Source organism: Rhodophyticola sp. SM2404, assembly GCF_053570515.1.
The window spans coordinates 103,888-127,292 of sequence record NZ_JBSEDL010000004.1; the positions used below are offsets into that span (position 1 = coordinate 103,888).

Here is a 23,405-nt window from a genome sequence, read left to right on the forward strand (position 1 = left end):
CCCCATGCACTTGCACCAAGGCATGGCCTAGATCATGCCTGAATACGCCCCCCTCGATCTCCCCGAAAAGCCCAAGCTTGCGCAAAATATCACCCATTTCGCGCGCGCCCTTAGGGTCGCGGGGCTACCAGCAGGCACGGGCCGTGTTCTGGATGCGATCCGCGCCGTTGAGGCCGCAGGTTTCTCGGACAGGCTGGCTTTTTTCTACACATTGCGCGCCTGTTTCACCTCGCGGCCCGAGCATCTGCCCGTTTTTGCACAAATCTTCCGGCTCTATTGGCGTGACCCGCGCTATCTGGAGCACATGATGTCCTATATGATCCCCGCCGTGCGCGGCGTGGCCGAGGAGCGCAGTGCCAAACCCGCCGAGAAACGCGCCGCCGAAGCCTTGCTGGACGGGGCCAATCAAGACATCCCCGAACTGGACGACAGCCCGCAGGATCAAGGCACCGAGATCGAGATCGACGCGACTCTCACCATGAGCCGCGAAGAACGCCTGCGCAGCCTTGATTTCGAACAGATGTCCAATGCAGAAATGGCCGAGGCCAAACGCCTTTTGGCGCGGATGGATTTGCCCATCCGTCCGCTTCAAAGTCGCCGCACCCAAGCCGCGCGCCATGGGGCCATGCCCGATTGGCGCAAAACCATGCGAAATTCGATGCGTTTCGGCGGCGAGATCACGGGGTTCGAGACCAAAAACCGCCGTGAACGCTGGCCCGAACTGGTCTGCCTTTGCGATATTTCAGGCTCCATGTCGGCCTATTCCCGTGCGGTTTTGCATTTTCTACATGCGGTCTCGAACCAGAAAGGGGCGGGGGGCTGGTCCAAGGTGCATGCTTTTACCTTTGGCACCCAACTTACCAATATCACCCGCCATCTCTCTCACCGCGATGTGGATGCGGCTCTGGCGGCGGCGGGCGCGCAGGCGCAGGATTGGGAGGGGGGCACGCGGATCGGTTCCTGCCTTGCGCAATTCAACCGCGATTGGTCGCGCCGCGTTTTGGGGCAGGGGGCGGTTGTGCTTTTGATCACCGATGGTCTCGACCGAGACGAGCCCGAAATCCTTGAAGCCGCGATCGAGCGGCTGCATCTGTCTTGCAAACGTCTGATCTGGATCAATCCTTTGCTGCGTTGGGACGGATTCGCGCCCAAGGCCACGGGTATCCGCGTGATGCTGCCCCATGTTGATGTGTTTCGCGCGGGCCATAATATTGCGGCGCTGCAAGGGCTTGCAGAGGCGCTCTCGCGGCGCGAGGATACGGGCGAGAAGGCGCGGCTGATGCGGATGCTCAATGCCTGACGGCCCCAAAAGGAAAACCCGATGACCCAGATGCTCGAAAACATGCCTGAACTGGCGCTGGATTGGTATCGCGCAGGCAAAGGCGCGGCCCTTGCCACTGTGGTGGAGACATGGGGCTCGGCCCCGCGGCCTGTGGGCAGCCAATTGGTTGTCTCGGGCGATGGCGAGATGGAGGGCTCCGTCTCGGGCGGCTGCGTCGAGGGCGCGGTGGTGATCGAGGCGATGGAGGCCGTGCAAACGGGCGAGGCGAAGATGCTGGAGTTTGGCGTCTCGGATGATGAGGCCTTTGCTGTTGGTCTGGCCTGCGGCGGGCGCATCCGCGTGCTTGTGGAACCCGTGGGCGCATCCCTGCCTGAACCGCTTCTGGCTGATCTGGTTGCCGCCCGCGCTGCGCGCCAGCCCGTGGCCTATATCACCGATCCCGATCACGGCAATAGCCGCCTTGCAGGCCCCGATGAAAGCCATCTGGCCGAGCGGTTTCGCAAGGATCAATCGGGCATGGAAGGCAGTGAGTTTATCGCCATTCATAACCCGCCTTTGCGGATGATCGTGGTGGGGGCCGTGCATATCGCGCAGGCGCTTTTGCCGATGGCGCGGATGGCGGGCTATGACCCGATCTTGGTTGATCCGCGCCCTGCTTTCGGCTCGGAAGCGCGGTTTGAAAACCAGCGGATTGTCGAGGATTGGCCAGATGAGGCGCTGGATGCCTTCGGGCTTGATACCCGCACAGCCGTTGTCACGCTAACCCATGATCCCAAATTGGATGACCCCGCGATCACACGCGCGCTCGGCTCGGATGTGTTCTATCTGGGGTGCCTCGGTTCCAAGCGCACCCATGCAAAACGGGTGGCGCGTTTGCAGGAGGCGGGTTTCTCGGAAGAACAGATCACCAAAATCCACGCACCCGTGGGCCTCGATATCGGTGCGCGCGGCCCGGGTGAGATTGCGATCTCGATCATGGCGCAGATCACCCAAAGGCTGAGGCATCCATGAAATTCGGCCCCGTCCCGACCGCGCAAGCCGAAGGCGCTGTGCTGGCGCATGCGCTGCAATTGGCGGGTGGCAAATTGAAAAAGGGGCATCTGCTACAGCCTGAGGATATCGCGGCCCTTCAAGCAGAAGGCGTAGCGGATGTGATCGTGGCGCGTTTGGAGGCGGATGATGTGGCTGAAAACCTTGCAGCCACAGAGCTTGCCCATGCGATTGTTCCAGATGAGGGCGTGGCGGGTCTGAGTATCGAGCCTGCCTTTACAGGTCGGGTGAATTTGCGCGCGAAAGCTGCGGGAATTTTGCGCGTTGAGGCAGAAGCGATTGCCGCGATCAATGCGGTTGATCCCATGATCACGCTGGCCTGTTTGCCGCCCTTTCAAAGGGTCACAGCGGGCATGATGGTCGCCACCGTCAAGATCATCCCCTATGCGGTGCCGCAAAAATCGCTCAACCAAGCCTGTGATGTGGCGCGCAATGCCTTGTCGCTGATTGAGCCTGTGATCACCTCGGCGCGGCTGATCCTGAGCGAGGTCGCGGGCCAAAAGCCAAGCCTGAATGACAAAGCGGTATCCGCGATCAGCGGGCGGCTGGATGCGCTTGGCGTGGTCTTAACTCATGTCGAGACCGTGCCCCATACCCGCGCGGCCATGGCGGCTGCGATCAAGGCGGCGTCTGAGGATTTGGCGCTGGTGCTGACGGCCTCGGCCACCTCGGATATCGAAGATGTCATGCCGGGTGGTTTGCGTGATGCAGGCGGGCAGGTGATCCGCTTTGGGATGCCTGTTGATCCGGGCAATCTTCTGGTGCTTGGCAGGCGCGATGCGCAATCTGTGATCGGCTTGCCCGGATGCGTGCGCAGCCCTGCCTTGAACGGGGCGGATTGGGTGCTGGAGCGGGTGATTTGCGGGGTGCCGCTTGGGTCGCATGATATTGCGGCGATGGGGGTCGGCGGGCTTTTGAAGGAAATCCCGACACGCCCGCAGCCGCGTGAGGGCAGATAGCACGGGCGCAAAGCCTCTAACGCTGCGTCGAAATCTCAAACTTTCCGTTTGCGTTTCCGCGTTTCCGTGTTTGGATAGGGTTAATCACTAAGGGAGGACTGAATGGCTCAAGTCAAAATGACCGTGAACGGTAAATCCGTATCCGGCGAGGTGGAAGGCCGCACGCTGCTTGTGGAATTTCTGCGAACCACTCTGAAAAAAACGGGGACCCATGTGGGCTGTGACACCAGCCAATGCGGGGCGTGTGTTGTGCATGTGAATGGCGATGCGATCAAAAGCTGCACCGCTTTGGCGGCCGATCTGGATGGCGCCGAGGTGCGCACGATTGAGGGCATGGCGAATGCCGATGGCTCGCTTTCGGTGATCCAGCAAGCCTTTCAAGACCATCACGGCCTGCAATGCGGCTTCTGCACGCCGGGCATGATCATGAGTGCTGCGGCGCTGCTGAAGGAAAATCCCAAGCCGACCGAGCAAGATGTGCGGGCCTATCTCGAAGGCAATATCTGCCGCTGCACGGGCTACCACAATATTGTCAAAGCGATCCTTGCCGCATCTGGTCAGGATGTCTCGGCGATCGCGGCTGAATAAATGCGTAAGCGGCACCCCGCGATGGAAACGACGCGGTAGCCTTAGGTAATGACGGTTTGCACGGCGGGCTCTGGAGGAGGAGGCCACATGCAGAACCCACCCAGGGAGGAAGATTATGCCCAAAGATCATGGCATTGGCGCAAGCTCGAAGCGCCGCGAGGACGTCCGGTTTCTGACAGGACGCGGCAAATATACCGATGACATCAATCTGCTTGGCCAGACACATGTCTATTTCCTGCGCTCCGATATGGCGCATGGCAAAATTAACAAGATCGACACCAGCGCGGCAGAAAACATGCCCGGTGTGGTCCGTATTTTCACGGGCGCGGATTTTGAGGGTGTGGGCGGGCTGCCCTGCGGTTGGCAGGTGACCGACCGCCATGGCGCGCCGATGAAAGAGCCCGGACACCCTGTTCTGGCGCAAGGCAAGGTCCGCCATGTGGGTGACCCGATTGCCGCTGTCGTGGCCGAAAGCCTCGCCGAGGCGCGAAATGCCGCAGAAGCCATCGATCTTGATATCGACGAGCTGCCAGCGGTTGTGGATATGAAAAAGGCGCTCGAGGCAGGCTCGCCGAAAGTGCATGACGATCTGGATGACAACCTTTGCTATGACTGGGGCTTCGTCGAGGAAAACCGCGAGGCCGTGAATGCGGCCTTTGAGGCGGCCGCCCATGTGACCACGCTTGAGCTGGTCAACCAGCGTCTGGCCCCCAATGCGATGGAGCCACGCGTGGCGGTTGGCGATTTCGCACCCGGAACAGGTGATAGCACGCTTTATACCACAAGCCAGAACCCGCATGTGATCCGCTTGCTGATGGGCGCTTTTGTCTTGGGTATTCCCGAGCATAAGCTGCGTGTTGTGGCCCCTGATGTGGGCGGTGGTTTCGGCTCGAAAATCTTCCATTATGCCGAAGAAGCCTTCTGCACCTTTGCCGCCAAAGCGATCGAGCGTCCCGTGAAATGGACCTCCAGCCGCTCCGAGGCCTTCATGAGCGATGCCCATGGGCGCGACCATGTCACCAAGATCGAACTGGCCTTGGATGCCGAGAACAACTTCACGGCTTTGCGCACGGATACTTACGCGAATATGGGCGCCTATTTGTCCACCTTTGCGCCTTCCGTGCCCACTTGGCTGCATGGCACATTGATGGCGGGCAATTACAAAACCCCGCTGATCTATGTGAATGTGAAGGCAGTGTTTACCAATACGGTGCCCGTGGATGCCTATCGGGGCGCGGGACGTCCAGAGGCGACCTATCAGCTTGAGCGTGTGATCGACAAAGCCGCGCGTGAATTGGGTGTCGATCCGATTGCGCTGCGTCGTCAGAATTTCATCACCGAGTTCCCCTATGCCACACCTGTGGCGGTGGAATATGACACGGGCGATTATGAGGCCACGATGGCCAAATTGCTTGAGATCATCGACCGTGACGGCTTTGAGGCGCGCCGCGCCGAGAGCGCATCCCGTGGCAAGCTGCGCGGGCTTGGCATCAATTGCTACATCGAGGCTTGCGGTATCGCGCCGTCAAATCTTGTGGGCCAATTGGGCGCCCGTGCAGGGCTTTATGAAAGCGCCACAGTGCGGGTCAATGCCACGGGTGGTCTGGTGGTGATGACGGGCAGCCATAGCCATGGTCAGGGCCATGAAACATCCTTTGCCCAAGTGGTCGCCGATATGATCGGCTTGGATGAAAATATGGTCGAGATCGTACATGGTGATACGGCCAATACACCAATGGGCATGGGCACCTATGGCTCGCGCTCGCTGGCGGTTGGTGGCTCGGCCATGGTGCGTGCGACCGAGAAGATCATCGCCAAAGCCAAGAAAATTGCGGCCCATCTGATGGAAGCCTCGGAAGGCGATATCGAGTTGAAGGATGGCCAGTTCTCTGTCGCAGGCACCGATAAATCGGTGGCTTGGGGCGATGTGACCTTGGCCGCTTACGTCCCGCATAACTACCCGCTGGAAGAGCTGGAGCCGGGGCTAGAGGAAACGGCCTTTTATGATCCTGCGAATTTCACCTATCCCGCGGGCGCTTATGCCTGTGAGGTTGAGGTCGACCCCGATACGGGCAAGGTACAGATTATGTCCTTCGCGGCGGCTGATGATTTCGGCAATATCGTCAACCCGATGATCGTGGATGGTCAGGTGCATGGTGGTATCGGTCAGGGCATTGGGCAGGCGCTTCTGGAGGGGGTGAGCTATGACGAGAATGGCCAGATCATGTCGGGCAGCTTCATGGATTACGCCATGCCGCGTGCCGATGACCTGCCGTTCTATCAGGTGGATCATTCCTGCCAGACGCCATGCACCCATAACCCGCTCGGCGTGAAAGGCTGCGGTGAGGCGGGCGCGATCGGATCGCCGCCTGCGGTGGTCAATGCCGTGGTGGATGCGATGCAGCGCGCGGGCAAGACCCATGTGACCCATATCGACATGCCGCTTTCGCCCTCGCGCGTGTGGCAGGCCATGCAGGAGTAAGCTTCGGGCGCTGGCTCTTGTGGACAGCGCCCGAGTTTTCGTATTTTTGGAAAGATGAAGGGCAGGGTCCCTTCAGGAGGAAAACGAGATGTATGATTTCGAATTCGTGAAACCCTCGAGCATCAGTGAGGCGGTTGCCGCTTTGGGCGGCGAGGAGGCGCAGGCTTTGGGCGGCGGGCAGACGCTTTTGCCCACGATGAAGCAGCGCCTTGCACAGCCCGGTGTTCTGGTGAGCCTCAATGGCATCGCCGAGATGCAAGGGGTTTGCGTCAATGATGCGGGCCATTTGTGCATTGGAGGCGCGACCACCCATGGGACGGTTGTGGCGGAGGCTGCGGCCCATTACCCCGCTTTGGCAGAGCTTGCAGGCCATATCGGTGACCCTGCGGTGCGCAACCGTGGCACGATTGGCGGCAGCCTTGCCAATAACGACCCCTCTGCCTGCTATCCAGCGGCGGCACTTGGGTCGGGGGCGATCATCAAGACCAATGCGAGAGAGATCGCAGCCGATGATTTCTTTGAGGGCATGTTCACTACGGCTTTGGAAGAAGGGGAGATTATCACGGAAGTGAAATTCCCGATCCCCGAGGCGGCGAATTATCAGAAATTCGTGCAACCCGCTTCGCGCTTTGCGCTGGTTGGCGTCTATGTTGCGAAATTTGCAGATGGCGTTCGGGTTGCGGTGACAGGCGCCTCCTCGGATGGGGTGTTCCGTTGGAGCGAGGCGGAAGCCGCTTTGTCGGCCGATTTCTCGGAAGCGGCTGTGGCGGGGCTGGCGGCCCCTTCGGCGGATGGCATGATTGCCGATCTACATGGCTCGGGCGCGTATCGGGCGCATCTGGTCAAGGTGATGACAGGCCGCGCGGTGGCGGCTGCTGGCTGAGCCTTTGGAACGACTTGAAAGAAGGGCCGCCGGAGAGGATCCGGCGGCCCTTTTTTATGCCTGTTTGCGGGCCTCCAGCGCATCAAGGGCCGCATTGAAGTTTTGCGCGCTTTGACCCTCGGCGAGGAAGCGGCGCATTAGGCCCGCTTGGGTTTCAGGGGCGAGGCCGCCAATCGGGGGATCGGTGTCGAGATTGGTGGGGAAGGAATATCCCTCAGCGGCGGCGGCAATCGCGGCATCAAGGGCGGCTCCCTGCAGCAGGCCTTGCGCCAAGACGGGGTAGAGCGCCTTGCACATGGCCGCGCGGTCAATCGTTTCCATCGCGCGCCCGAAGGGGGAGGAAATCTGCAACAGGTTTACAAAACGCTGCACATCCGTGGTGCGGTTCTCGCCTGCGGCATGGAACAGCGCGGGGCTGAAAAATAGCGCATCCCCTTTCTTCAGAGGCAGCTGGATATGGGCCTGCTCAAAGAAGGCGCGGAAATCGGGGCGACGCCATGCGGCATAGCCTGGCTTAAAGGCTTGGCTGAAGGGCAGGAGCTTGGTCGGGCCGCTTTCAAGCCGCATATCGCAATGCGCGATCCCGCCCTGTAGCGTCATCAGGGGCGATAGCTCATGCACATGGGCAGGGTATTGGGCCGAGACCTCGGCGCTTTGAAACCCCAGATGATAATCGCGATGCGCCTGCTGTGCCTGACCGCCCGGATGAACAAGATTGACCTGTGCGGTCATCTGGTAATTGGGGCCGAGCCATGCCTCGCAGATTGCATCAACCGCGGGGTTTGCAAAGCTGCGGGCGAAAATCTCGGGGGCTTCAAGGCACAGCTTTTGCAGCGAATTCCAGATGCGGTCATTGGCCCCTGCAGCGGCGAAATGATCGGCCTTGGTGGCGTTGGCGGCTTTTTCCTCGGCGATAATCTCGAGGTAATGGGCGGTGGCGGCATCAATTGCGGCCAGATCGGTGACGGCCTGTTTGATCACCACGATGCCTGCGCCCGAGAGCAAAACCTCGGCCCATTCGGCCATCAAGGCGCGGCGCGCGGCCTCATCTGCAAGGGCTGGCGCAATCGCGGCTGCGTCATAGATCGGCACATTCTTTTCGATCCGCGCGGCCTGTGGGACATCCCGCGCGCGCGTGGTTTGGGCGCAAAGCGTTTGGAAATCCGCAAGGTCGCAGGCCTGTTCCGAATAATAGCCTTTGGTGCTGTGAGACATATCTTTCATGGTGAACCCTCCCGTTCTTGAGGAACAGATTAGCGGCCAGCGGGCTTGCGGTCTGCCTTAAAACACATCAAAAACACCTCAATGACGCATCGCTTTCCAATCAAGGAGATTGCCGCCCAATCGGGGTTGGCGGCCGCCACGGTGGACCGTGTTTTGCACGCACGCCCCAATGTCAGCGCGCGGGCGCGGGCGCGGGTGGAAGCCGCCATAGAGGAGTTGAAAGCGCAAGAGGCTATGTTGGCCGCCAAGGGGCGCAGGCTGTTTGTCGATGTGGTGATCGAAGCGCCACGGCGCTTCTCGCGCGAGGTGCATCATGCAAGTCTGGCGGCTTTGCCCCAGATCAATGCCGCTGTGATCCGTCTGCATTTCACCGAAGCCGAGGTGATGGCACCTGCGCAAATTCTGGCGCATCTGGCGCGGATCGCCAAACGTGGCTCGCATGGGGTTTGCCTCAAATCCCGCGATCTACCTGAAATCCGTGCCGCGATTGCCGATCTGGAAAGGCGCGGCATCCCCGTGGTCACCATTTTCACCGATATCCCGAACTCGGCTCGGGTGGCTTATGCGGGGCTAGACAATACCGCGGCAGGGCGGACGGCGGGGTGGTTCATGGCGCGGATGCTTGGCGGGCCTGCGCGCGGCGTGGTGCTGACCACTAAAAGCAATGACCTTTTTGAGGGCGAAGATGCGCGGTTTCGCGGATTTTGCGAGGTGATGGAGCAGGATGCACCCCATCTGCAGATAAGGGATGTCTCGGGCGGGCAGGGGTTGAACGCCGATACGGCCCGCATGTTCGAGGCCATGATCGCCCCCGATGTGGTGGGCATTTATTCGATGGGGGGCGGGAACCGCGCCATTTTACAGGTGCTCGAGCGGGCGGGACTGCGCCCCGAGGTCTTCATTGCCCATGATCTGGATGAGGATAACCGCGCGCTGCTGCAATCGGGCGGGCTGACGCTGGTATTGGAACATGACCTGACCGAGGATATGCGCCGCGCCTTTTTGCACCTTCTGGCCTATCACCGACTGCTGCCCGATCAGGTGGCGCTGCCGGGCATGAGTGCAGTGCAGATTATCACACCGCGCAATATTCCAAAGGAGTGACGCGGCTGGAGGCATCAGGCGGGCGCGGGGCGAAAGAAAAAGGGCGCTTGGCCAGATGCCAGCGCCCCTTTTGGGATAGGTCAAATCGCTGTGGCTTACTTGGACGGCCCGATCATCATGATCATCTGGCGGCCTTCCATCTTCGGCATATTCTCGATCTTGCCGATGCCTTCGATCTCGGTCGCGACCCGCTCAAGCAGGTTGCGGCCCAATTCCTGATGCGCCATTTCGCGGCCACGGAAGCGCAAGGTGACCTTCACCTTATCGCCATTCTCGAGGAATTTCTTGGCATCGCGGACTTTGCGTTCAAAGTCATGATCATCGGTACCAGGCCGCATCTTGACCTCTTTGACCTCAATGATCTTTTGCTTCTTGCGGGCTTCGGCTTCGCGCTTTTGCTGTTCATATTTGAACTTGCCGAAATCCATGATCTTACACACGGGAGGTTCCGCATTCGGCGAAATCTCAACCAGATCAAGACCTGCTTCTTCGGCCATTTCCATGGCGCGGGCGGGTGTCACAACACCTACATTCTCGCCTTCTGCGCCGATCAGGCGAATTTCATTGGAACGAATGCGGTCGTTTACGCGCGGGCCAGTGTCACGAGGGGGCGGCGCGTTATGAGGTCTGCGGGCTATGGGTTTTGTCCTTTGATAGCTTTGCTTAACAAGTGCGCAACTTACGCGCGCAAGCCTGCTCTTTCAAGGCATTTGAAGCGGATAAATGCTGCATGGCAGCTATCTGCGCGTTTTCGGTTGTAGCAAGCCGTAAAGGCCGCTATCGCGCCTTTATTCATGAAATATTCCGTTGGGGGAAATATGGTACGTATTATCGTCTTCATCATCGCATTCGTCGCATTGGCCGTGGGGTTTGTTTATCTCAACCAATCGCCCGACGAGATGCCCGAGGCCGCAGCGTCCGAAGCACCAGCCGTCGAAGAGGCCGCGGAAGACGCGGTCGAAGAGGCCACAGACGTGGTTGAAGAAGCAACTGAGGCCGTTGAGGCCGCCGCTGATGCAGCATCTGAAGCGGTTGAAGAGGCCGTTGAAGCCACCGAAGAGGTCGCCTCTGACGCAATGGACGCGGTAGAGTCTGCGGCATCCGATGCCGTTGATGCTGCTACGGATGCGGCTGAAGAAGCGGTTGACGCCGCCACGGACGCGGTCAGTGGCGCAATAGATGCAGCCACCGAGACGGCAACTGACGCGATGGACAGCGCAACAGAAGCCGCGACCGACGCAACTGATGCAGCAGTCGAAGCAGGCGCGGAAGCGGCTGACACCGCTGCGGAAACGACTGAAGCCGCGACGGATGCCGCAACAGATGCCGCGACCGAGGCCACTGAGGCTGCAACTGAAACAGCAACCGAGGCCACCGAAGCCGCAACCGAGACCGCAACCGAAGCCGCTGATGCCACCGCCGATATGGCGACGGACGCGGTGGCAGAGGCGGGCCTTGGCGATATCCTGACCGTTGACGGCTTCAACGCTGATGCAGCGCTGGAAGCAATCGACGCCTCGGATCTGAGCCTGATGGTCAAAACAACCCTGCGCGGCGCGATCGAGCAAGCCCGCTCCAACCCCGATATGGTTGAAACGGTTGTCACGCAAGTTCGCGAGGCGCTTGGCCTCTAAGCCTCGAGCCACCCCGAAAACGAAAACCCGCGCCGGTCAGACCAGCGCGGGTTTTTCTTTTGGTGCGGCTGTTTTTTGGTTGGTTTTGAAATTCGGAGCGATCATTCGGCCTGTGAGGGGCGGTGACAAGCGGCTGCTTGAAAAACCATCCCATCCGCATCGAAGTAAAGTGTTTCGGTTGCCAGAATGCCTCTGCGATTCATATATGAGATCACAACCATTTCATAACCTTCGAACACATCCTGCACCGAAAATTTTAGATCTGGTTGTCGCTCCAAAGCTGCTGCCCAGTATTCTCTAAGCGCCTGCTTTCCATGGATTTCTCCGGAGCCAACCACCGGAATTGCCTTCAAGGACCGGAAAACAATATCGTCCCGGTAATGTCTCATAATGTCGTCAAGGTCGTGGCTATTCCACCCTTGCTCCCAGATTGTCGCGAAAGCCTCGCAGTTCATCTATGCACCACATTTTAAGGTCAATCTTGTTGACCTTAATGGCGGCAAAGGAAAATGCAACAAAGGGTGTTTCGGGCTTGCACGGCCAAACCAGATATCAGGCGATGGCTTTTCTCGGACGCAAATGGCCCTATCGGGCCTCAATCCAGAAACGCCTTTTCCACAACGTAATGCTGCGGGTTGGAATTGGCCCCTTCCACGAGCCCATAGGCTTCCAGCAGCTCTTTCAGTTCAAGGTTGAAGGCCAGATTGCCGCAAATCATTGCGCGATCTGTCTCGGGCGACAGGGCTGGCAGGCCGAGATCCTCAAACACCTCGCCCGAGCGCATCAAATCGGTGATCCGTCCCATTTTCGCGCTCTGCTCGCGCGTCGTGGTGGGGTAATAGCGCAGCTTATCGGCAAAGCCCGCCCCCATCAGCTCCGCCAACATCTCATCCTTGCGGATGCTTTCGATCAGATCATGCCCATAGGCCAGCTCGCCCGCCTCACGGCAGGTATGGGTGATGATGATTTCGTCATAATCCTCATAGGTCTGAGGGTCCCGCAACAGGCTGGCAAAGGGCGCAAACCCCGTTCCCGTGGCAAAAAACCAGATCCGCTTGCCGGGCAGCAGTGCATCATGCACCAGCGTGCCGACAGGTTTGGGGCGCAGGATAATCTCGTCCCCCTCCAAGATATTTTGCAATTTCGAAGTCAAAGGCCCGTCTGGCACCTTGATCGAATAAAACTCCAATTCGTCATCCCATGAGGGCGAGGCGATGGAATAGGCCCGCAAAAGCGGCTTGCCGTTATCGCCCATCAACCCGATCATCACAAACTCGCCCGACCGAAAGCGCATAGATGCGGGGCGCGTCACGCGGAAACTGAATAGCCGATCCGTCCAATGTTTTACAGAGGTGACCTTTTGCGCATCAGGCAGGGTCGGCGTGGCTTTCGGGGAGGGGGCGGATGTATCTGTCAAAATTCTCTGCTCGGTCATATCTGTCACTCTGCCCGCTTTGGGGCTGGTCTATCCATAGGCCCTGATCTCCTTCAGGGGAAGGGCGCGCTTAGCCGCGCAGTCGCGCTTGGTAGTCGTGATCCTGCCAATCGGCGCGCGCCAGCCATTGCGCCTCGCCCTGCCGCGCGGCCAATTCACCCGAGATTTCCACCTCGTCAAAGCCCGCCCGCCGCGCCATCGCATATTGATCCGCAATCACATGGCCCTTGGCCCGCAGCCGCCCCTGATAGCCCAGATTGCGCAAGCGTTTGGCTAGGGTAAAGCCGCGGCCATCGGCAAAACTGGGGAAATCAATGCGGATCATCGCGATCTCTCCCAAATGCTCCGCCAGCTGCGCCACATCTCCATCGGACGCCAGATCAAGCCCTGCAGCCGATCCCGCCTCAAACTCGGCCTGAAAACCGCCAAGCCAATCCTCGCGCGCAAAGCCCGCATCGCGGATGATCACAATCTCTGACATAACCGCTCCTTCATCTTTCCAAAAATACGAATATCCCGACCCGAGCCATCTCTCACGACGCTTTTGTCAGGGGGCCGCGCACCAGCTTGCCATCGATAAAATGGATGCCGCATTCCTCTTTCTCGGATCCACGCCACCGCCCCGAGCGGGCATCCTCGCCCTCGGCCACAGGCGAGGTGCAAGGCGCACAGCCGATCGAGGGGTACCCCTTGGCTACCAGTGGATGGCGGGGCAGGCGGTTATTGATCATATAGTCTTGCACATCGCGCGGGGCCCAATGGGCCAGCGGATTGATCTTGATGCGCAAATCCTCTTCCGCCTCGAAAAACTCCAACTCAGACCGCGTTTGCCCCTGAAAGCGTTTGCGCCCTGTAATCCAAGCATCAAAAGGGGCCAGCGCATGGTTCAGCGGCACGGTTTTGCGCAGGGCGCAGCAGGCATCGGTATCGCGTTTATGCAGGCCTCCATCACCGTCATGTTTGGCAATCAGCGTTTGGCTGGCCTGAACAATCCGCAGATCCTCCAGCCCCAGCCGTTCCGAGACCTCGCGCTGATATTCCAGCGTCTCGGGGAAGAGCATTTCGGTATCAATAAACAAGACAGGCGTACGCCGGTCGATCACCGAGACCATATGCAACAACACCACCGATTCCGCCCCGAAGGACGAGACCAGCGCCACCCGCCCCGTATCCTCATCGCGCAATGCATGTTCCAAAACAGCGGTTGCCGAATGATGGTGATACCGCGCGTTCAGCGCATCAACGCGCTGTGCAACGGGGCCGAAATTGTCACGCGGCATCACGCTTGGCCTCATCGGGGTAAAGGGCATGTTTGAAGGGCGTCATGCCAAGGCGGCGATAGGCGTCCAGAAAGCTCTCCTCGGGCCCCTCACGCAGAGCCAGATAGGCCTTCACGATCCGCTCAATGGCGGGAATGATCTGGTCATAGGCAAATCCCGGGCCTGTCCGCTCACCGATTACTGCATCTTCGCTACCAGTGCCGCCAAGGGTGATCTGGTAGTTTTCCACACCCGCGCGGTCGAGGCCCAAAATCCCGATATGGCCGACATGGTGATGCCCGCAGGCATTGATGCAGCCCGATATCTTGATCTTGAGCGGCCCGATATCATGCTCCAGCTTCAGCGCTTCGAAATGCGTGGCAATCTCTTGCGCCACGGGGATGGAGCGCGCGGTTGCCAAGGCGCAATAATCCATGCCGGGGCAGGCGATGATATCCGAGATCAGCCCGATATTGGCCGTAGCCAGATCGGCGGCGCGCAGCCTTTGATACAGATCGGGCAAGAAGGCGCGGGGGATATGGGGCAGGATGACATTCTGCTCATGGCTGATGCGCAATTCATCATGGCCGAATTCCTCCGCCAAATCCGCCATGACCCGCATCTGCTCGGCCGTTGCATCACCGGGGGTGGCCCCATGTTTTTTCAGCGAAATCGACACAATCGCGTAATCTTCGCGCTGGTGCTTATCCACATTTCTATCCACAAATGACCTGAAGGCGGGGTTTGTCGCATAAGTCTTATCAAAGCGGTCTGACTTTATCGATAGATAGTTAGGGCTATCGAAAGCATGTTCGATTTTGGACAGCACTTCCTGATCGACACCTTTGAAAAGCGGCTTTCGTGCAGCAAATTCTTCCCCAACCAAGCGGCGGATTTCGTCCAGCCCTGTTTCATGCACGGTGATCTTGATCCGCGCTTTGTACTTATTGTCGCGCCGCCCCAGCAGATTATAGACCGCGACGATGGCTTCCAGATAGGGCAGCAAATCTTCCCGAGGCAGGAACTCGGCCAACACCTTGCCGATCATCGGCGTGCGCCCAAGCCCGCCGCCGACCAGAACCTGATACCCGATCCGGCCCTCGCGGCGCAGGATACGCAGCCCGATATCATGGGCGGCTGTCACCGCGCGGTCATCGGGGCTGCCTGTTACGGCGACCTTGAATTTGCGGGGCAGGAACTGGAATTCGGGATGGTCGGTTGACCATTGGCGGATCAATTCCGCCACAGGGCGGGGATCGGCCACTTCATCGGCGCTGGCCCCTGCGAAATGATCGGCAGTGACATTGCGGATCGTGTTGCCGCTGGTCTGGATCGCATGCATGCCCACATCGGCCAAGGCCTCCAGCATGGCGGGCACATCCTCCAGTTTTGGCCAGTTATACTGGATATTCTGGCGCGTGGTGAAATGGCCATAGCCCTTATCCCACCGCTCCGCGATCATCGCCAATTGGCGCATCTGGCGGCTGTTCAACGTCCCATAGGGGATCGCCACGCGCAGCATATAGGCATGCAATTGCAGATAAAGCCCGTTCATCAAACGCAGCGGCTTGAACTCATCTTCCGTAAGCGAGCCATCAATCCGCCGCGCCACCTGAGCCGAGAATTGCGCCACGCGTTCGCGCAGAAAGGCTTCGTCAAAGTCATTATAGAGATACATCGCGCTCACCTCGACACAGGGTCAGACCTGTTCTTGTTTTCCATGGGGGTAATTTGACGGCCCGCGTGTGCGGAACACTTCGCGGAAATGGACCGGCTCAGGGCCGTTCGGCCCGTATCGGGCATCGGCCAGATAGACGCCCACAACCTCGTCACTGCGCGCCGAGGCGTCCAGCAGACGGATGGTGGCATGGGCCTCATCCTCCAGCAATTCGGCCTGCGCATGGTCGCGCACCCATCTGTCATCGATGCTCAGATAGACAACATCGCCTTCCAGCAAGGCATTGGCGGTCACGACTTTGGGGGTAAAACTACGCGCCATCAGGCATGGTCCTTTTGCAAAAGGGGAAGGGCTTGGCGCGCCATGCGCGGCGCGAGCCCGTAAAGCAGGATTGCAGGCCCACTGAGCTCTGCGGTCTCAAGATCGGCCGAGAGACGGGCAAGGCTTGTAGGGATCACACGCGCCGTGCTGCGCGAGGCATTCTCGACAATGCTCACAGGGGTGTCGGGGGCCGCCCCATGCATCAGCAAGCGCCCCTGAATAAAGCGCGCGCCCTTCTTGCCCATATAGATTGCGGCCACTTCGCCCGCGCGCGCCAATCCGCGCCAGTCATGCTCGGCAAAGCCTTTCACATCATGGCCCGTCAGAAAACGCAGCGCGCTGTTGCGGTCGCGCTTGGTCAGGCTTTGGCCGATCTGCGCCGCCGCCGCCGAGGCCGAGGTGATCCCCGGCACGATGGACCACTCGATCTCAGCCGCCTCCAGCGCGTCGATCTCTTCGTCCAGACGGCCATAAACGCCTGCATCCCCAGATTTCAGGCGCAACACATAGGCCCCTTGGGTGGCATGCTCGACAATCAGGCGGCAGATATCCTCTTGCGCCATGGCAGGGCCAAAACCCTGTTTGCCCGCATTGACCAGCACCGCTTCGCGGCGGGCCAGTTCAAGAATGTCTTTGGAAACAAGCCGGTCATAGATCACCACATCCGCCTCGTCCAAAGCGCGCCGTGCCTTTAAGGTCAACAATTCCGGATCACCGGGCCCCGCGCCCACGAGCGCCACACGGCCACGTTTGGGCGCGCTGTGCAGATGCTGTTCCAACAAGCCCTCAAGCGCGTCTTGCACGCCTGCCTCACCACCACGGGCCAATGCATCAGGCCCTGCCGAGGCATAATACTCGGCCCAGAACTCGCGCCGTTTTGCTCCGAAGGGCAGGGCATCCGCCGCCTTGCGAAACCCTTTGCCGATCCGCGCCAAAAGCCCCAGCGAGGCAGGCAGTTTCGCTTCAAGGTCGCGCTTGATCGCGCGCGCCAGAACAGGGGCGGCGCCCTCGGTGCCAATCGCCACCGTCACAGGGTCGCGATCCACGATGGCGGGGGTGATAAACTGGCTCTCGCCCAGATTATCCACCCAATTGGTCAGCGCGCCATCGGCCTGCGCCAGCTTGGTGACGCGGCGATCCTCAGGGGGATTATCATTGGCGGCGTAAAACAGCGCCGCACATAGCGCATCACCTGGCTCAAGGTTGCGCTGGCACCACGTGATCCGCCTCTCGCGCGCCCATTGTTCAATCTGGGCCTCGGCGTCTTGCGCAAACACCGTAATATGGGCCTCGGTCTTGAGCAGCAGCCGCAGCTTTGCCAAAGCCGCCTCGCCGCCGCCCGAGACAACAACACGCCGTCCGGCGAGATTGATAAAAATCGGAAAATGTTGCATGGGCCAGAACCTTGGGGAAGTTTGTGCCCCAATATGTAGAACAAATTCCCAAAAATTGGCAGATGCACCTTGCGAAAAGGGACGTATGTTCTGTATTGAGCGTGCACTACGTTACACTGTCCGCCCAATGATAAGGCCACACGAATGTCAGCGCAGATCGATGAGATGGATCGGAAAATCCTCGCAGCCCTACAGGAGGATGCGAGCCAATCCCTTGATGAAATTGCCAAGAAAGTGGGCTCCTCCAAGACCCCTGTCTGGAGCAGGATTCGCAAATTGAAGGAGGCAGGCGTCATCGGTCGCCAAACGGTCGAGCTTGATGCCGATGCTTTAGGGTTTGAGGCCTGTTTCTTCGTGCTGATCCGCACCGCCGAGCATGATGCCGAGTGGCAAAACAGCTTTTTGGCCGCCCTCCGCGCGCGACCCGAAGTCATGGAGGCGCATCGTCTGGCAGGTGAGATCGACTATATCCTGAAAGTCAGGGTCGCCAATGCGCGCGCCTATGATGTGTTCTATCAGGCGCTGATTTCCGAGGTGAAAATCTATAATGTGACGGCGCTTCTGTCGATGGAGGAGATCAAATCGACGACGCTTCTGCCTCTTCAACCAGCGAAGTAACCACTTTAGAACTGCGCTCCAAGCTTTTGTGAACAGGGCATTTATCCGCGATCTCCAACAGCTTTGCGCGCTGCGCTGCGTCCAGATCACCCTCCAGTCGGATATGGCGGGTAAACTCGTCCAAAGGGGCATTCATGCCTTCGGCGTCCTGCGCATGCACCCTGTTATGGCTCACATCAACACTGACATGGCGCAGTGCCCAAGCCTTGCGACGCGCATACATGCGGATCGTCATTGAGGTGCAGGCTCCCAAACCCGCTGAAAGGAATTGATAAGGCGTCATGCCCTGATTGGTGCCACCATAGCTCAGCGGCTCATCCGCCTTCACATGGTGATGCGGACCCGCTTGAACATCTTGCAAGAACCCATCTGCATCAGCCTCCGAGACACGCGTGATCCCCTCAGGCGCGCCGGGCGGCGGGGCAGGCGGGCGAAGCGCCACATAGCGCCCGATCCATGCGGCAATCACCTCGGCTGCATATTCCGCATCAGTGGCCCGCGTGATCAAATGATCGGCGCTGTCCAGCGTCACAAAGCTCTTGGGGTGGCGCGCGGCGGTGAAAATCTTCGTGGCATTCTCGATGCCCACAATATCATCTAGCGGCGCATGCATGACCAAAAGCGCTGCCTTCAAGTCCTTGATCGCAGGCGCAAGGTTCTCGGCACGCACATCATCGACAAACGCCTTCCCGATCCGCAAGGACCGCCCGCCAAGCTGCACATCGCCCGCGCCATCGCGCTCGATCTGCTCCAGCGCATCATGAAAATTATGGACCACATGGTCAGGATCAAAAGGCGCGCCAATGGTGGCCACAGCCTTGACCGAAGCGATGCCGCCTGCCGCCCGCAATACCGCCGCCCCGCCCAAGGAATGCCCAATCAGCAAGTCGGGCGCAAAGCCGCGCGCATCAAGCGCTGCCGCCGCCGCTTTGAGGTCATCCACATTGGAGGTGAAAGTGGTGTTCTCAAACTCGCCCCCTGAATGGCCAAGCCCCGTAAAATCAAAGCGCAACACCGCAAACCCCATCCCCGCCAAACGCGCCGAGATGCGCCGCGCGGCGGGTATGTCTTTGCCGCAGGTAAAGCAATGTGCCATCAAAGCGGTCGCAAGATGCGGCCCCTCAGGCAAATCCAGCCGCGCGGCCAGTTCATCGCCTGAATGGCCCGTGAAGTTGAAACGCTCTGTCGGCATGGCTTCTCTCTTTGCTGTGTCTGGACTGACAATGGCGAGGCGATGCGCCTGTCTCAACCCTCATGTCAGATTTGTCACGCCCTCGTGTGAAACCGTGCAGGCGGGGTGAGGGGCTTCATCTTTCCAAAAATACGAAATCTCCAAGGTTGCCTTTAGCGTATAACGCCTGCCTTGCGCTCCTTTCCATGATAGGTTTCAGTCAATTGGACTGCCGCCGAGGATAGAAAACAGCCCTGATGACGCCCGTTTTTCAACAAACCCTTCCCTATGCGCCATGGATGCATCCCGCCACGCGGCGGATGCCAGGGGTACAGCCGCTTGATCTGCGCGACTGGATCACCTGCGATGATGCCTATGGCGGCCAAATGGCGCTGCGGGATGCTTTGATCGGACAACGCCGCGGTGAGGTTTTTGCTTGCCTGCCCGAAGCCGAAGACGCCGCCGCCGAGACGCTCGCGCATATCCTCGCCCATTTGCCCCAAGGCTTCACACGCAGGGGGCAAAAAATCACCCGACCTGATGGGGTTGAAATCGATCTGGAGGCCGACCACCCTTTGATTATCGCAGGCCGTCTGGTGCAGCAGGATATCGCGCTTTTGATGAAAGAGCAGGGCGCGGCGGAACATCGGCTGGTCGGCGCAATTCTATGCTTCCCCGCAAGCTGGACGCTCGCAGAAAAACTTGGCCGCCCTTTGGCCGCAATCCATACACCCGTCAAACCCTATACTGGTGAGATGGCAACCCGCGTGCAGCGCCTCTTTGATATGGTGCGTGAGGACCGTCCTTTGTGGCGTCAAAACGCATTGCTCTATGGCAGCCCTGATCTGTTTCATCCCCGCTCGGAAGTGCAGCCTCGGGTCAAGGCCGAGATCAGGCCAGATTATCTGCGCTCAGAGCGGCAATGCATTTTGCGCCTGCCACAAACAGGCGCGGTGATTTTTTCGATCCACACCTATATCTTACGTTTTGCGGATCTATCGGCTGACCAAGTGGCCGCGCTTGAGCAACATCCAATCGACTATGCAGGGCGCAATCTATGAGCGCATCTGGTGACCCATCCGAAGCCTTCCCATATCCTGAGCGTGACCCCGCGCAGGAAACCAAGCGTTTGACCACGGGCTCACCCAGTCATCCCCTTGAAATCGATCACTATATTTTCGAGGGCAAGCGCGATTGGTCCAAGCCGATCCGTATTCTCGCAGCCGCTGGCGGCACGGGTGATGCCGTGATCCAAATGGCGCAAGTGCTCAGCTCCGCCAAAAAGCCCTATGAAATTACCTATCTCGATCCCTCCAAAACCGCCCGCGATATCGCCGAGGCACGTGCCGAGGCGCGCGGGCTGCAGGGGATTACCTTCAAAACAGGCTCTCTGCTTGAGGCCCGCAGATTAGGCCGTTTCGATTATATCGATTGCAGCGGGGGGGTGGCCGCCCTGCCAAAGCCGCAAGCGGGGTTCAATGCGCTGGCCAAAGCCTTGGTTCCGCGCGGCGGGATCGGGTTGATGCTGCCCGCTGATCTGGGCCGAGCGGGGGCCATGCCCTTGCGCGAGGTCTTCGGCGCGCTTCTTGATGGCCCGCCTGAATTTCAGCTCAGGAAAGCGCAAGCGATCTATGCGCGCCTTCCCGATGCCCACCCGATCAAACGCAACCCGATTTTGCGTGACCAGATTCAAAGTGATGCTGGGTTTTACGAACTTTTGCTGCGCGGGCAGGGGGTGGAGTTCTCAATCCGCCAGCTCCTTGCGGCGCTGCGCAGTGCGGGCCTGTCCTATGTCGGCAGCCCGCAATCGCATCTTTACAACCCCCTTCCGCTTTTGGGGGATGCGGCGCTGGTTCAGGGCATGGATAGGGTTGCGCGGATGGAATTGGCCGAGAATTTGCGGGGCACGATCAAGGCCCATATCCTATATGCCGCGCGTGAGGCCATGGGCCATGTCGCACAGGTGGAGGGAGAGGCGGTGCCGCATCTACGCGGTGTCAGCGGGCAAAGGCTGGCCCAAGTGGCCGCCAAAACAGGTGTGATCCCCGTGACCATTGCGGGCGAAAAGCTGGAAATCCCCGTATCGGGCATCACCGCCCGCGCCTTGGCGCAGATCACTGGCCGCGCCAGCCTAGCCGAAATCGCGCAAGCCGTGCATCTGGATTGGGACGCCTTCGCGCAGATGTGGCAGAGCCTATCTGACAGTTTGACAGGGCATGGCTTGCTCTATTATTCGCAGATATTGCGCTAAGGTCGCGCCCTTACATCTTGAAATGTTTAGAAAGTTTCAGGCCCTGACCCTGATAGTTCGACGCGATATCGCTGCCATAAAGCCTGTCTGGCGCGCTGGCCATCTTCTCATAGACCAAACGCCCCACGACTTGACCATGCTCCAGCACAAAGGGTGCCTCATGGCAGCGCACTTCCAAGACGCCGCGTGCTGGCACGCCATGCCCGAATCCGGGATCGAAGAAGCCTGCGTAATGCACGCGGAATTCCCCCACCATCGCCAGATAGGGTGACATCTCGGCGGCGCAATCAGGCGGAATGGCCACGGCCTCGCGGCTGACAAGAATATAAAAGGCACCCGGGTCGAGGATGATACGCCCTTCGGTGGTGCGGATTTCTTCCCAGAAATCGGCAGGGTCATAGCCCGCGATATTGTTCAGATCGATAACGCCTGTATGGGGTTTGGCGCGGTATCCGACCAGATCGCTGCCATCAGGGCGCAGATCGACGGAAAAGCCCAAACCCTCATCAATCACAGCCGCCTCGCCTGAAACCAGCGGGTGCTTGGCATGGCGGGCGCGCAATTCATCATCGTCCAAAACCGCTTGGCCCGCGCGGAAGCGAATCTGGTTCAGCCGCATTCCGGGCCGAACAAGCACAGAGAAAGACCGCGGGCAAATCTCGGCATATAGCGGGCCGCGATATCCTGGTGCGATACGGTCAAATTCGGTGCCGCCATCGGTGATCGTGCGCGTCAGCAGGTCCAGCCGCCCTGTCGAGCTTTTGGCATTGGCGACGGCTTGCACGCCTTGGGGCAGGGCCAAGCCTTCCATCAAGGGCACGACATAGACGCAGCCCTTTTCAAGAACGGCCCCCTCGCTGAGGTCAACGCGGTGCATCTCGAACTCAGACAGACGATCGGCCACGCTTGCGCCATGGCCCGAAAGAAAGGAGGCGCGCACGCGATACGCCACCGATCCGAGCCGCAGATCAAGACTGGCAGGTTGCACCTGATCATCGGTTACGGGCTGGGTCAGCGTGATCTGGCCCTGATCGATCATCTGGTGAATGGCATGGTCTGGCAAAACGCCTGCGCCTGTCATTGTCATCTTGCTCTTCCTCTCTCGGCTCACTGCCTAAGAAAAAACCGCCCCGCCCGCGAGGGCAAGAGCGGTTTTCAATGGTCGGGCTAGCAGGACTCGAACCTGCGACCTTCCGTCCCCCAGACGGACGCGCTACCAGGCTGCGCCATAGCCCGACGTGGAGGCTCTTCTAGCGATTTTCCGCACAGGCGCAAGGGGCTTGCGTAAAAAGCCACGCCCTTATTCTGAGCCGCCCGCCCGCAACCGCTCCTGCAGCTTTTCCAAACGGGTGATATGGGGCCTGAGCGCTTTTCTGGTGGCGCGATTCTTGGGGAATTCCGGCGCCATTTGGGCCAGTTCCGCAAGGCCATCGGCAAAGCGTTCATGTATAGGGCCAGTGGTGTCGGGGACAGGTTCGGCGGGTGTTTCATCAATAAGGTGTAGCTGGGTCATCTGCTCGTCTGGCTTGGTGTCGCTCTCTTGATCTGCCTCGGGAGCCGTCTCGGCAGCTTCCTCAGCGGATGTTTCGGCGTCTTCCTCAGGGTTCGTCTCGGCGGCCGCCTCAGAAGCTTCCTCAGGCACTGTCTCTGGGGCTGCCTCTGGGGTGGGGCCTGCATCTTCTGTGGCGGCAGGTGTTTCTTCAGCTGCGGTGGTCTCATCGGCCATCGCTGGTGCCGAATCCTGCATCTCAGCCGCTTGGGGGGCGGTGATTTCTGCGTCCTCACCGGGCAATGGCGGCGCAAGGGCGGACACACTGGCCACGCCATCATCGCGGATCATGCGCTGCACGGCCCGTATCGTCTGGCCCTTATCATGCAGCAGCACCTTGATACCGCCCACTAGCGCCATGTCTTCGGGGCGGTAATAGCGACGCCCGCCCGCGCGTTTCACAGGCTTGATCTGCGTGAATTTGCTTTCCCAGAACCGCAACACATGTGCTGCCACGCCAAGCCAATCAGCCACCTCGCGGATGGTACGAAATGCTTGGGCGGATTTAGCCATCTAGCGGGGT

Annotated in this window: 23 protein-coding genes and 1 tRNA gene; 11 read left to right on the forward strand and 13 right to left on the reverse strand. The window is 59.5% G+C overall.

What is annotated here, in order from left to right; translation table 11 throughout:
- Nucleotides 1–34: 34 nt before the first annotated feature.
- From ACTYEO_RS07530 to ACTYEO_RS07555, 6 genes are all read left to right on the forward strand, one after another.
- Nucleotides 35–1,300 carry a vWA domain-containing protein gene (locus tag ACTYEO_RS07530; RefSeq protein WP_449323113.1) on the forward strand — a complete coding sequence of 422 codons (1,266 nt, stop codon included), beginning with the start codon at nt 35–37 and terminating at the stop codon, nt 1,298–1,300.
- Nucleotides 1,301–1,321: 21 nt separating this feature from the next.
- Nucleotides 1,322–2,293 (forward strand): XdhC family protein, encoded by a 972-nt coding sequence (locus tag ACTYEO_RS07535; RefSeq protein WP_449323114.1) that lies wholly within the window; start codon nt 1,322–1,324, stop codon nt 2,291–2,293.
- On the forward strand, nt 2,290–3,291 hold the full coding sequence (locus ACTYEO_RS07540; protein ID WP_449323115.1) for a molybdopterin-binding protein: 1,002 nt from the start codon (nt 2,290–2,292) through the stop codon (nt 3,289–3,291). Before ACTYEO_RS07535 ends, ACTYEO_RS07540 begins: the two co-directional genes overlap by 4 nt.
- Before the next feature lie 102 nt (nt 3,292–3,393).
- Nucleotides 3,394–3,879: a (2Fe-2S)-binding protein gene (locus ACTYEO_RS07545; protein ID WP_449323116.1), complete on the forward strand. Its 486-nt coding sequence runs from the start codon at nt 3,394–3,396 to the stop codon at nt 3,877–3,879.
- A gap of 115 nt (nt 3,880–3,994) precedes the next feature.
- Entirely contained in the window at nt 3,995–6,361 is a 2,367-nt protein-coding gene (locus ACTYEO_RS07550; protein ID WP_449323117.1) for a xanthine dehydrogenase family protein molybdopterin-binding subunit, read from the forward strand.
- An 88-nt stretch (nt 6,362–6,449) separates the two neighbouring features.
- Nucleotides 6,450–7,244 (forward strand): FAD binding domain-containing protein, encoded by a 795-nt coding sequence (locus ACTYEO_RS07555; protein ID WP_449323118.1) that lies wholly within the window; start codon nt 6,450–6,452, stop codon nt 7,242–7,244.
- Between the two features lie 54 nt (nt 7,245–7,298).
- Here ACTYEO_RS07555 and ACTYEO_RS07560 read toward each other — a convergent pair whose 3' ends face one another.
- Nucleotides 7,299–8,468, reverse strand: a complete 1,170-nt coding sequence (locus ACTYEO_RS07560; RefSeq protein ID WP_449323119.1) for a phytanoyl-CoA dioxygenase family protein — start codon at nt 8,466–8,468, stop codon at nt 7,299–7,301.
- A gap of 81 nt (nt 8,469–8,549) precedes the next feature.
- On the opposite strand from ACTYEO_RS07560, the gene ACTYEO_RS07565 reads away from it, so the two are divergent.
- On the forward strand, nt 8,550–9,572 hold the full coding sequence (locus ACTYEO_RS07565) for a LacI family DNA-binding transcriptional regulator (RefSeq protein ID WP_449323120.1): 1,023 nt from the start codon (nt 8,550–8,552) through the stop codon (nt 9,570–9,572).
- Between the two features lie 95 nt (nt 9,573–9,667).
- On the opposite strand, the gene infC is transcribed toward ACTYEO_RS07565, so the two are convergent.
- Nucleotides 9,668–10,210 carry a translation initiation factor IF-3 gene (gene infC, locus ACTYEO_RS07570; protein WP_449323344.1) on the reverse strand — a complete coding sequence of 181 codons (543 nt, stop codon included), beginning with the start codon at nt 10,208–10,210 and terminating at the stop codon, nt 9,668–9,670.
- A gap of 180 nt (nt 10,211–10,390) precedes the next feature.
- On the opposite strand from infC, the gene ACTYEO_RS07575 reads away from it, so the two are divergent.
- Nucleotides 10,391–11,206, forward strand: a complete 816-nt coding sequence (locus ACTYEO_RS07575; protein WP_449323121.1) for a hypothetical protein — start codon at nt 10,391–10,393, stop codon at nt 11,204–11,206.
- A gap of 101 nt (nt 11,207–11,307) precedes the next feature.
- Here the strand turns inward: ACTYEO_RS07575 and ACTYEO_RS07580 are convergent, their stop codons facing one another.
- The 7 genes from ACTYEO_RS07580 to cysG form a co-directional block, all read right to left on the reverse strand.
- Nucleotides 11,308–11,661, reverse strand: coding sequence for a nuclear transport factor 2 family protein (locus ACTYEO_RS07580; RefSeq protein ID WP_449323122.1), 354 nt, complete (start codon nt 11,659–11,661; stop codon nt 11,308–11,310).
- 140 nt (nt 11,662–11,801) lie between these two features.
- Nucleotides 11,802–12,641 carry a ferredoxin--NADP reductase gene (locus tag ACTYEO_RS07585; protein ID WP_449323123.1) on the reverse strand — a complete coding sequence of 280 codons (840 nt, stop codon included), beginning with the start codon at nt 12,639–12,641 and terminating at the stop codon, nt 11,802–11,804.
- A gap of 70 nt (nt 12,642–12,711) precedes the next feature.
- Entirely contained in the window at nt 12,712–13,122 is a 411-nt protein-coding gene (locus ACTYEO_RS07590) for a DUF934 domain-containing protein (protein ID WP_449323124.1), read from the reverse strand.
- Between the two features lie 52 nt (nt 13,123–13,174).
- A complete protein-coding gene (locus ACTYEO_RS07595) occupies nt 13,175–13,921 on the reverse strand; it encodes a phosphoadenylyl-sulfate reductase (protein ID WP_449323125.1) in 747 nt (248 codons plus the stop codon).
- The gene (locus ACTYEO_RS07600) at nt 13,911–15,578 is read right to left on the reverse strand and encodes a nitrite/sulfite reductase (RefSeq protein ID WP_449323126.1); all 1,668 of its coding nucleotides are present in this window, start codon (nt 15,576–15,578) and stop codon (nt 13,911–13,913) included. The genes ACTYEO_RS07595 and ACTYEO_RS07600 overlap by 11 nt, the downstream gene beginning before the upstream one ends.
- Nucleotides 15,579–15,599: 21 nt before the next feature.
- Nucleotides 15,600–15,899: a DUF2849 domain-containing protein gene (locus ACTYEO_RS07605; RefSeq protein ID WP_449323127.1), complete on the reverse strand. Its 300-nt coding sequence runs from the start codon at nt 15,897–15,899 to the stop codon at nt 15,600–15,602.
- Nucleotides 15,899–17,293: a siroheme synthase CysG gene (cysG, locus tag ACTYEO_RS07610; protein WP_449323128.1), complete on the reverse strand. Its 1,395-nt coding sequence runs from the start codon at nt 17,291–17,293 to the stop codon at nt 15,899–15,901. The genes ACTYEO_RS07605 and cysG overlap by 1 nt, the downstream gene beginning before the upstream one ends.
- Nucleotides 17,294–17,437: 144 nt before the next feature.
- On the opposite strand from cysG, the gene ACTYEO_RS07615 reads away from it, so the two are divergent.
- Nucleotides 17,438–17,911, forward strand: coding sequence for an Lrp/AsnC family transcriptional regulator (locus ACTYEO_RS07615; RefSeq protein WP_449323129.1), 474 nt, complete (start codon nt 17,438–17,440; stop codon nt 17,909–17,911).
- Here the strand turns inward: ACTYEO_RS07615 and ACTYEO_RS07620 are convergent.
- Nucleotides 17,871–19,103, reverse strand: a complete 1,233-nt coding sequence (locus tag ACTYEO_RS07620) for a bifunctional alpha/beta hydrolase/OsmC family protein (RefSeq protein ID WP_449323130.1) — start codon at nt 19,101–19,103, stop codon at nt 17,871–17,873. The two genes, ACTYEO_RS07615 and ACTYEO_RS07620, sit on opposite strands and share 41 nt — an antisense overlap.
- A 236-nt stretch (nt 19,104–19,339) precedes the next feature.
- Between ACTYEO_RS07620 and ACTYEO_RS07625 the strand changes: the two genes are divergently transcribed.
- Together ACTYEO_RS07625 and ACTYEO_RS07630 are read left to right on the forward strand one after the other, a co-directional pair.
- Nucleotides 19,340–20,143, forward strand: coding sequence for a heme-dependent oxidative N-demethylase family protein (locus ACTYEO_RS07625; protein ID WP_449323131.1), 804 nt, complete (start codon nt 19,340–19,342; stop codon nt 20,141–20,143).
- Nucleotides 20,140–21,333, forward strand: a complete 1,194-nt coding sequence (locus ACTYEO_RS07630) for a class I SAM-dependent methyltransferase (RefSeq protein WP_449323132.1) — start codon at nt 20,140–20,142, stop codon at nt 21,331–21,333. The genes ACTYEO_RS07625 and ACTYEO_RS07630 overlap by 4 nt, the downstream gene beginning before the upstream one ends.
- A gap of 10 nt (nt 21,334–21,343) precedes the next feature.
- On the opposite strand, the gene ACTYEO_RS07635 is transcribed toward ACTYEO_RS07630, so the two are convergent.
- From ACTYEO_RS07635 to ACTYEO_RS07645, 3 genes are all read right to left on the reverse strand, one after another.
- On the reverse strand, nt 21,344–22,420 hold the full coding sequence (locus tag ACTYEO_RS07635; RefSeq protein ID WP_449323133.1) for a 2'-deoxycytidine 5'-triphosphate deaminase: 1,077 nt from the start codon (nt 22,418–22,420) through the stop codon (nt 21,344–21,346).
- Between the two features lie 72 nt (nt 22,421–22,492).
- Nucleotides 22,493–22,569: transfer RNA gene (locus tag ACTYEO_RS07640), tRNA-Pro, on the reverse strand.
- A gap of 64 nt (nt 22,570–22,633) precedes the next feature.
- On the reverse strand, nt 22,634–23,395 hold the full coding sequence (locus ACTYEO_RS07645; protein WP_449323134.1) for a MerR family transcriptional regulator: 762 nt from the start codon (nt 23,393–23,395) through the stop codon (nt 22,634–22,636).
- Between the last annotated feature and the right edge of the window lie 10 nt (nt 23,396–23,405).

Coding starts and splice junctions, on each gene's coding strand:
- ACTYEO_RS07530 (WP_449323113.1), top strand. CDS start 35: ATGCCTGAATACGCCCCCCTCGATCTCCCCGAAAAGCCCAAGCTTGCG.
- ACTYEO_RS07535 (WP_449323114.1), top strand. CDS start 1,322: ATGACCCAGATGCTCGAAAACATGCCTGAACTGGCGCTGGATTGGTAT.
- ACTYEO_RS07540 (WP_449323115.1), top strand. CDS start 2,290: ATGAAATTCGGCCCCGTCCCGACCGCGCAAGCCGAAGGCGCTGTGCTG.
- ACTYEO_RS07545 (WP_449323116.1), top strand. CDS start 3,394: ATGGCTCAAGTCAAAATGACCGTGAACGGTAAATCCGTATCCGGCGAG.
- ACTYEO_RS07550 (WP_449323117.1), top strand. CDS start 3,995: ATGCCCAAAGATCATGGCATTGGCGCAAGCTCGAAGCGCCGCGAGGAC.
- ACTYEO_RS07555 (WP_449323118.1), top strand. CDS start 6,450: ATGTATGATTTCGAATTCGTGAAACCCTCGAGCATCAGTGAGGCGGTT.
- ACTYEO_RS07560 (WP_449323119.1), bottom strand. CDS start 8,468: ATGAAAGATATGTCTCACAGCACCAAAGGCTATTATTCGGAACAGGCC.
- ACTYEO_RS07565 (WP_449323120.1), top strand. CDS start 8,550: ATGACGCATCGCTTTCCAATCAAGGAGATTGCCGCCCAATCGGGGTTG.
- ACTYEO_RS07575 (WP_449323121.1), top strand. CDS start 10,391: ATGGTACGTATTATCGTCTTCATCATCGCATTCGTCGCATTGGCCGTG.
- ACTYEO_RS07580 (WP_449323122.1), bottom strand. CDS start 11,661: ATGAACTGCGAGGCTTTCGCGACAATCTGGGAGCAAGGGTGGAATAGC.
- ACTYEO_RS07585 (WP_449323123.1), bottom strand. CDS start 12,641: ATGACCGAGCAGAGAATTTTGACAGATACATCCGCCCCCTCCCCGAAA.
- ACTYEO_RS07590 (WP_449323124.1), bottom strand. CDS start 13,122: ATGTCAGAGATTGTGATCATCCGCGATGCGGGCTTTGCGCGCGAGGAT.
- ACTYEO_RS07595 (WP_449323125.1), bottom strand. CDS start 13,921: ATGCCGCGTGACAATTTCGGCCCCGTTGCACAGCGCGTTGATGCGCTG.
- ACTYEO_RS07600 (WP_449323126.1), bottom strand. CDS start 15,578: ATGTATCTCTATAATGACTTTGACGAAGCCTTTCTGCGCGAACGCGTG.
- ACTYEO_RS07605 (WP_449323127.1), bottom strand. CDS start 15,899: ATGGCGCGTAGTTTTACCCCCAAAGTCGTGACCGCCAATGCCTTGCTG.
- cysG (WP_449323128.1), bottom strand. CDS start 17,293: ATGCAACATTTTCCGATTTTTATCAATCTCGCCGGACGGCGTGTTGTT.
- ACTYEO_RS07615 (WP_449323129.1), top strand. CDS start 17,438: ATGTCAGCGCAGATCGATGAGATGGATCGGAAAATCCTCGCAGCCCTA.
- ACTYEO_RS07620 (WP_449323130.1), bottom strand. CDS start 19,103: ATGCCGACAGAGCGTTTCAACTTCACGGGCCATTCAGGCGATGAACTG.
- ACTYEO_RS07625 (WP_449323131.1), top strand. CDS start 19,340: ATGACGCCCGTTTTTCAACAAACCCTTCCCTATGCGCCATGGATGCAT.
- ACTYEO_RS07630 (WP_449323132.1), top strand. CDS start 20,140: ATGAGCGCATCTGGTGACCCATCCGAAGCCTTCCCATATCCTGAGCGT.
- ACTYEO_RS07635 (WP_449323133.1), bottom strand. CDS start 22,420: ATGACAATGACAGGCGCAGGCGTTTTGCCAGACCATGCCATTCACCAG.
- ACTYEO_RS07645 (WP_449323134.1), bottom strand. CDS start 23,395: ATGGCTAAATCCGCCCAAGCATTTCGTACCATCCGCGAGGTGGCTGAT.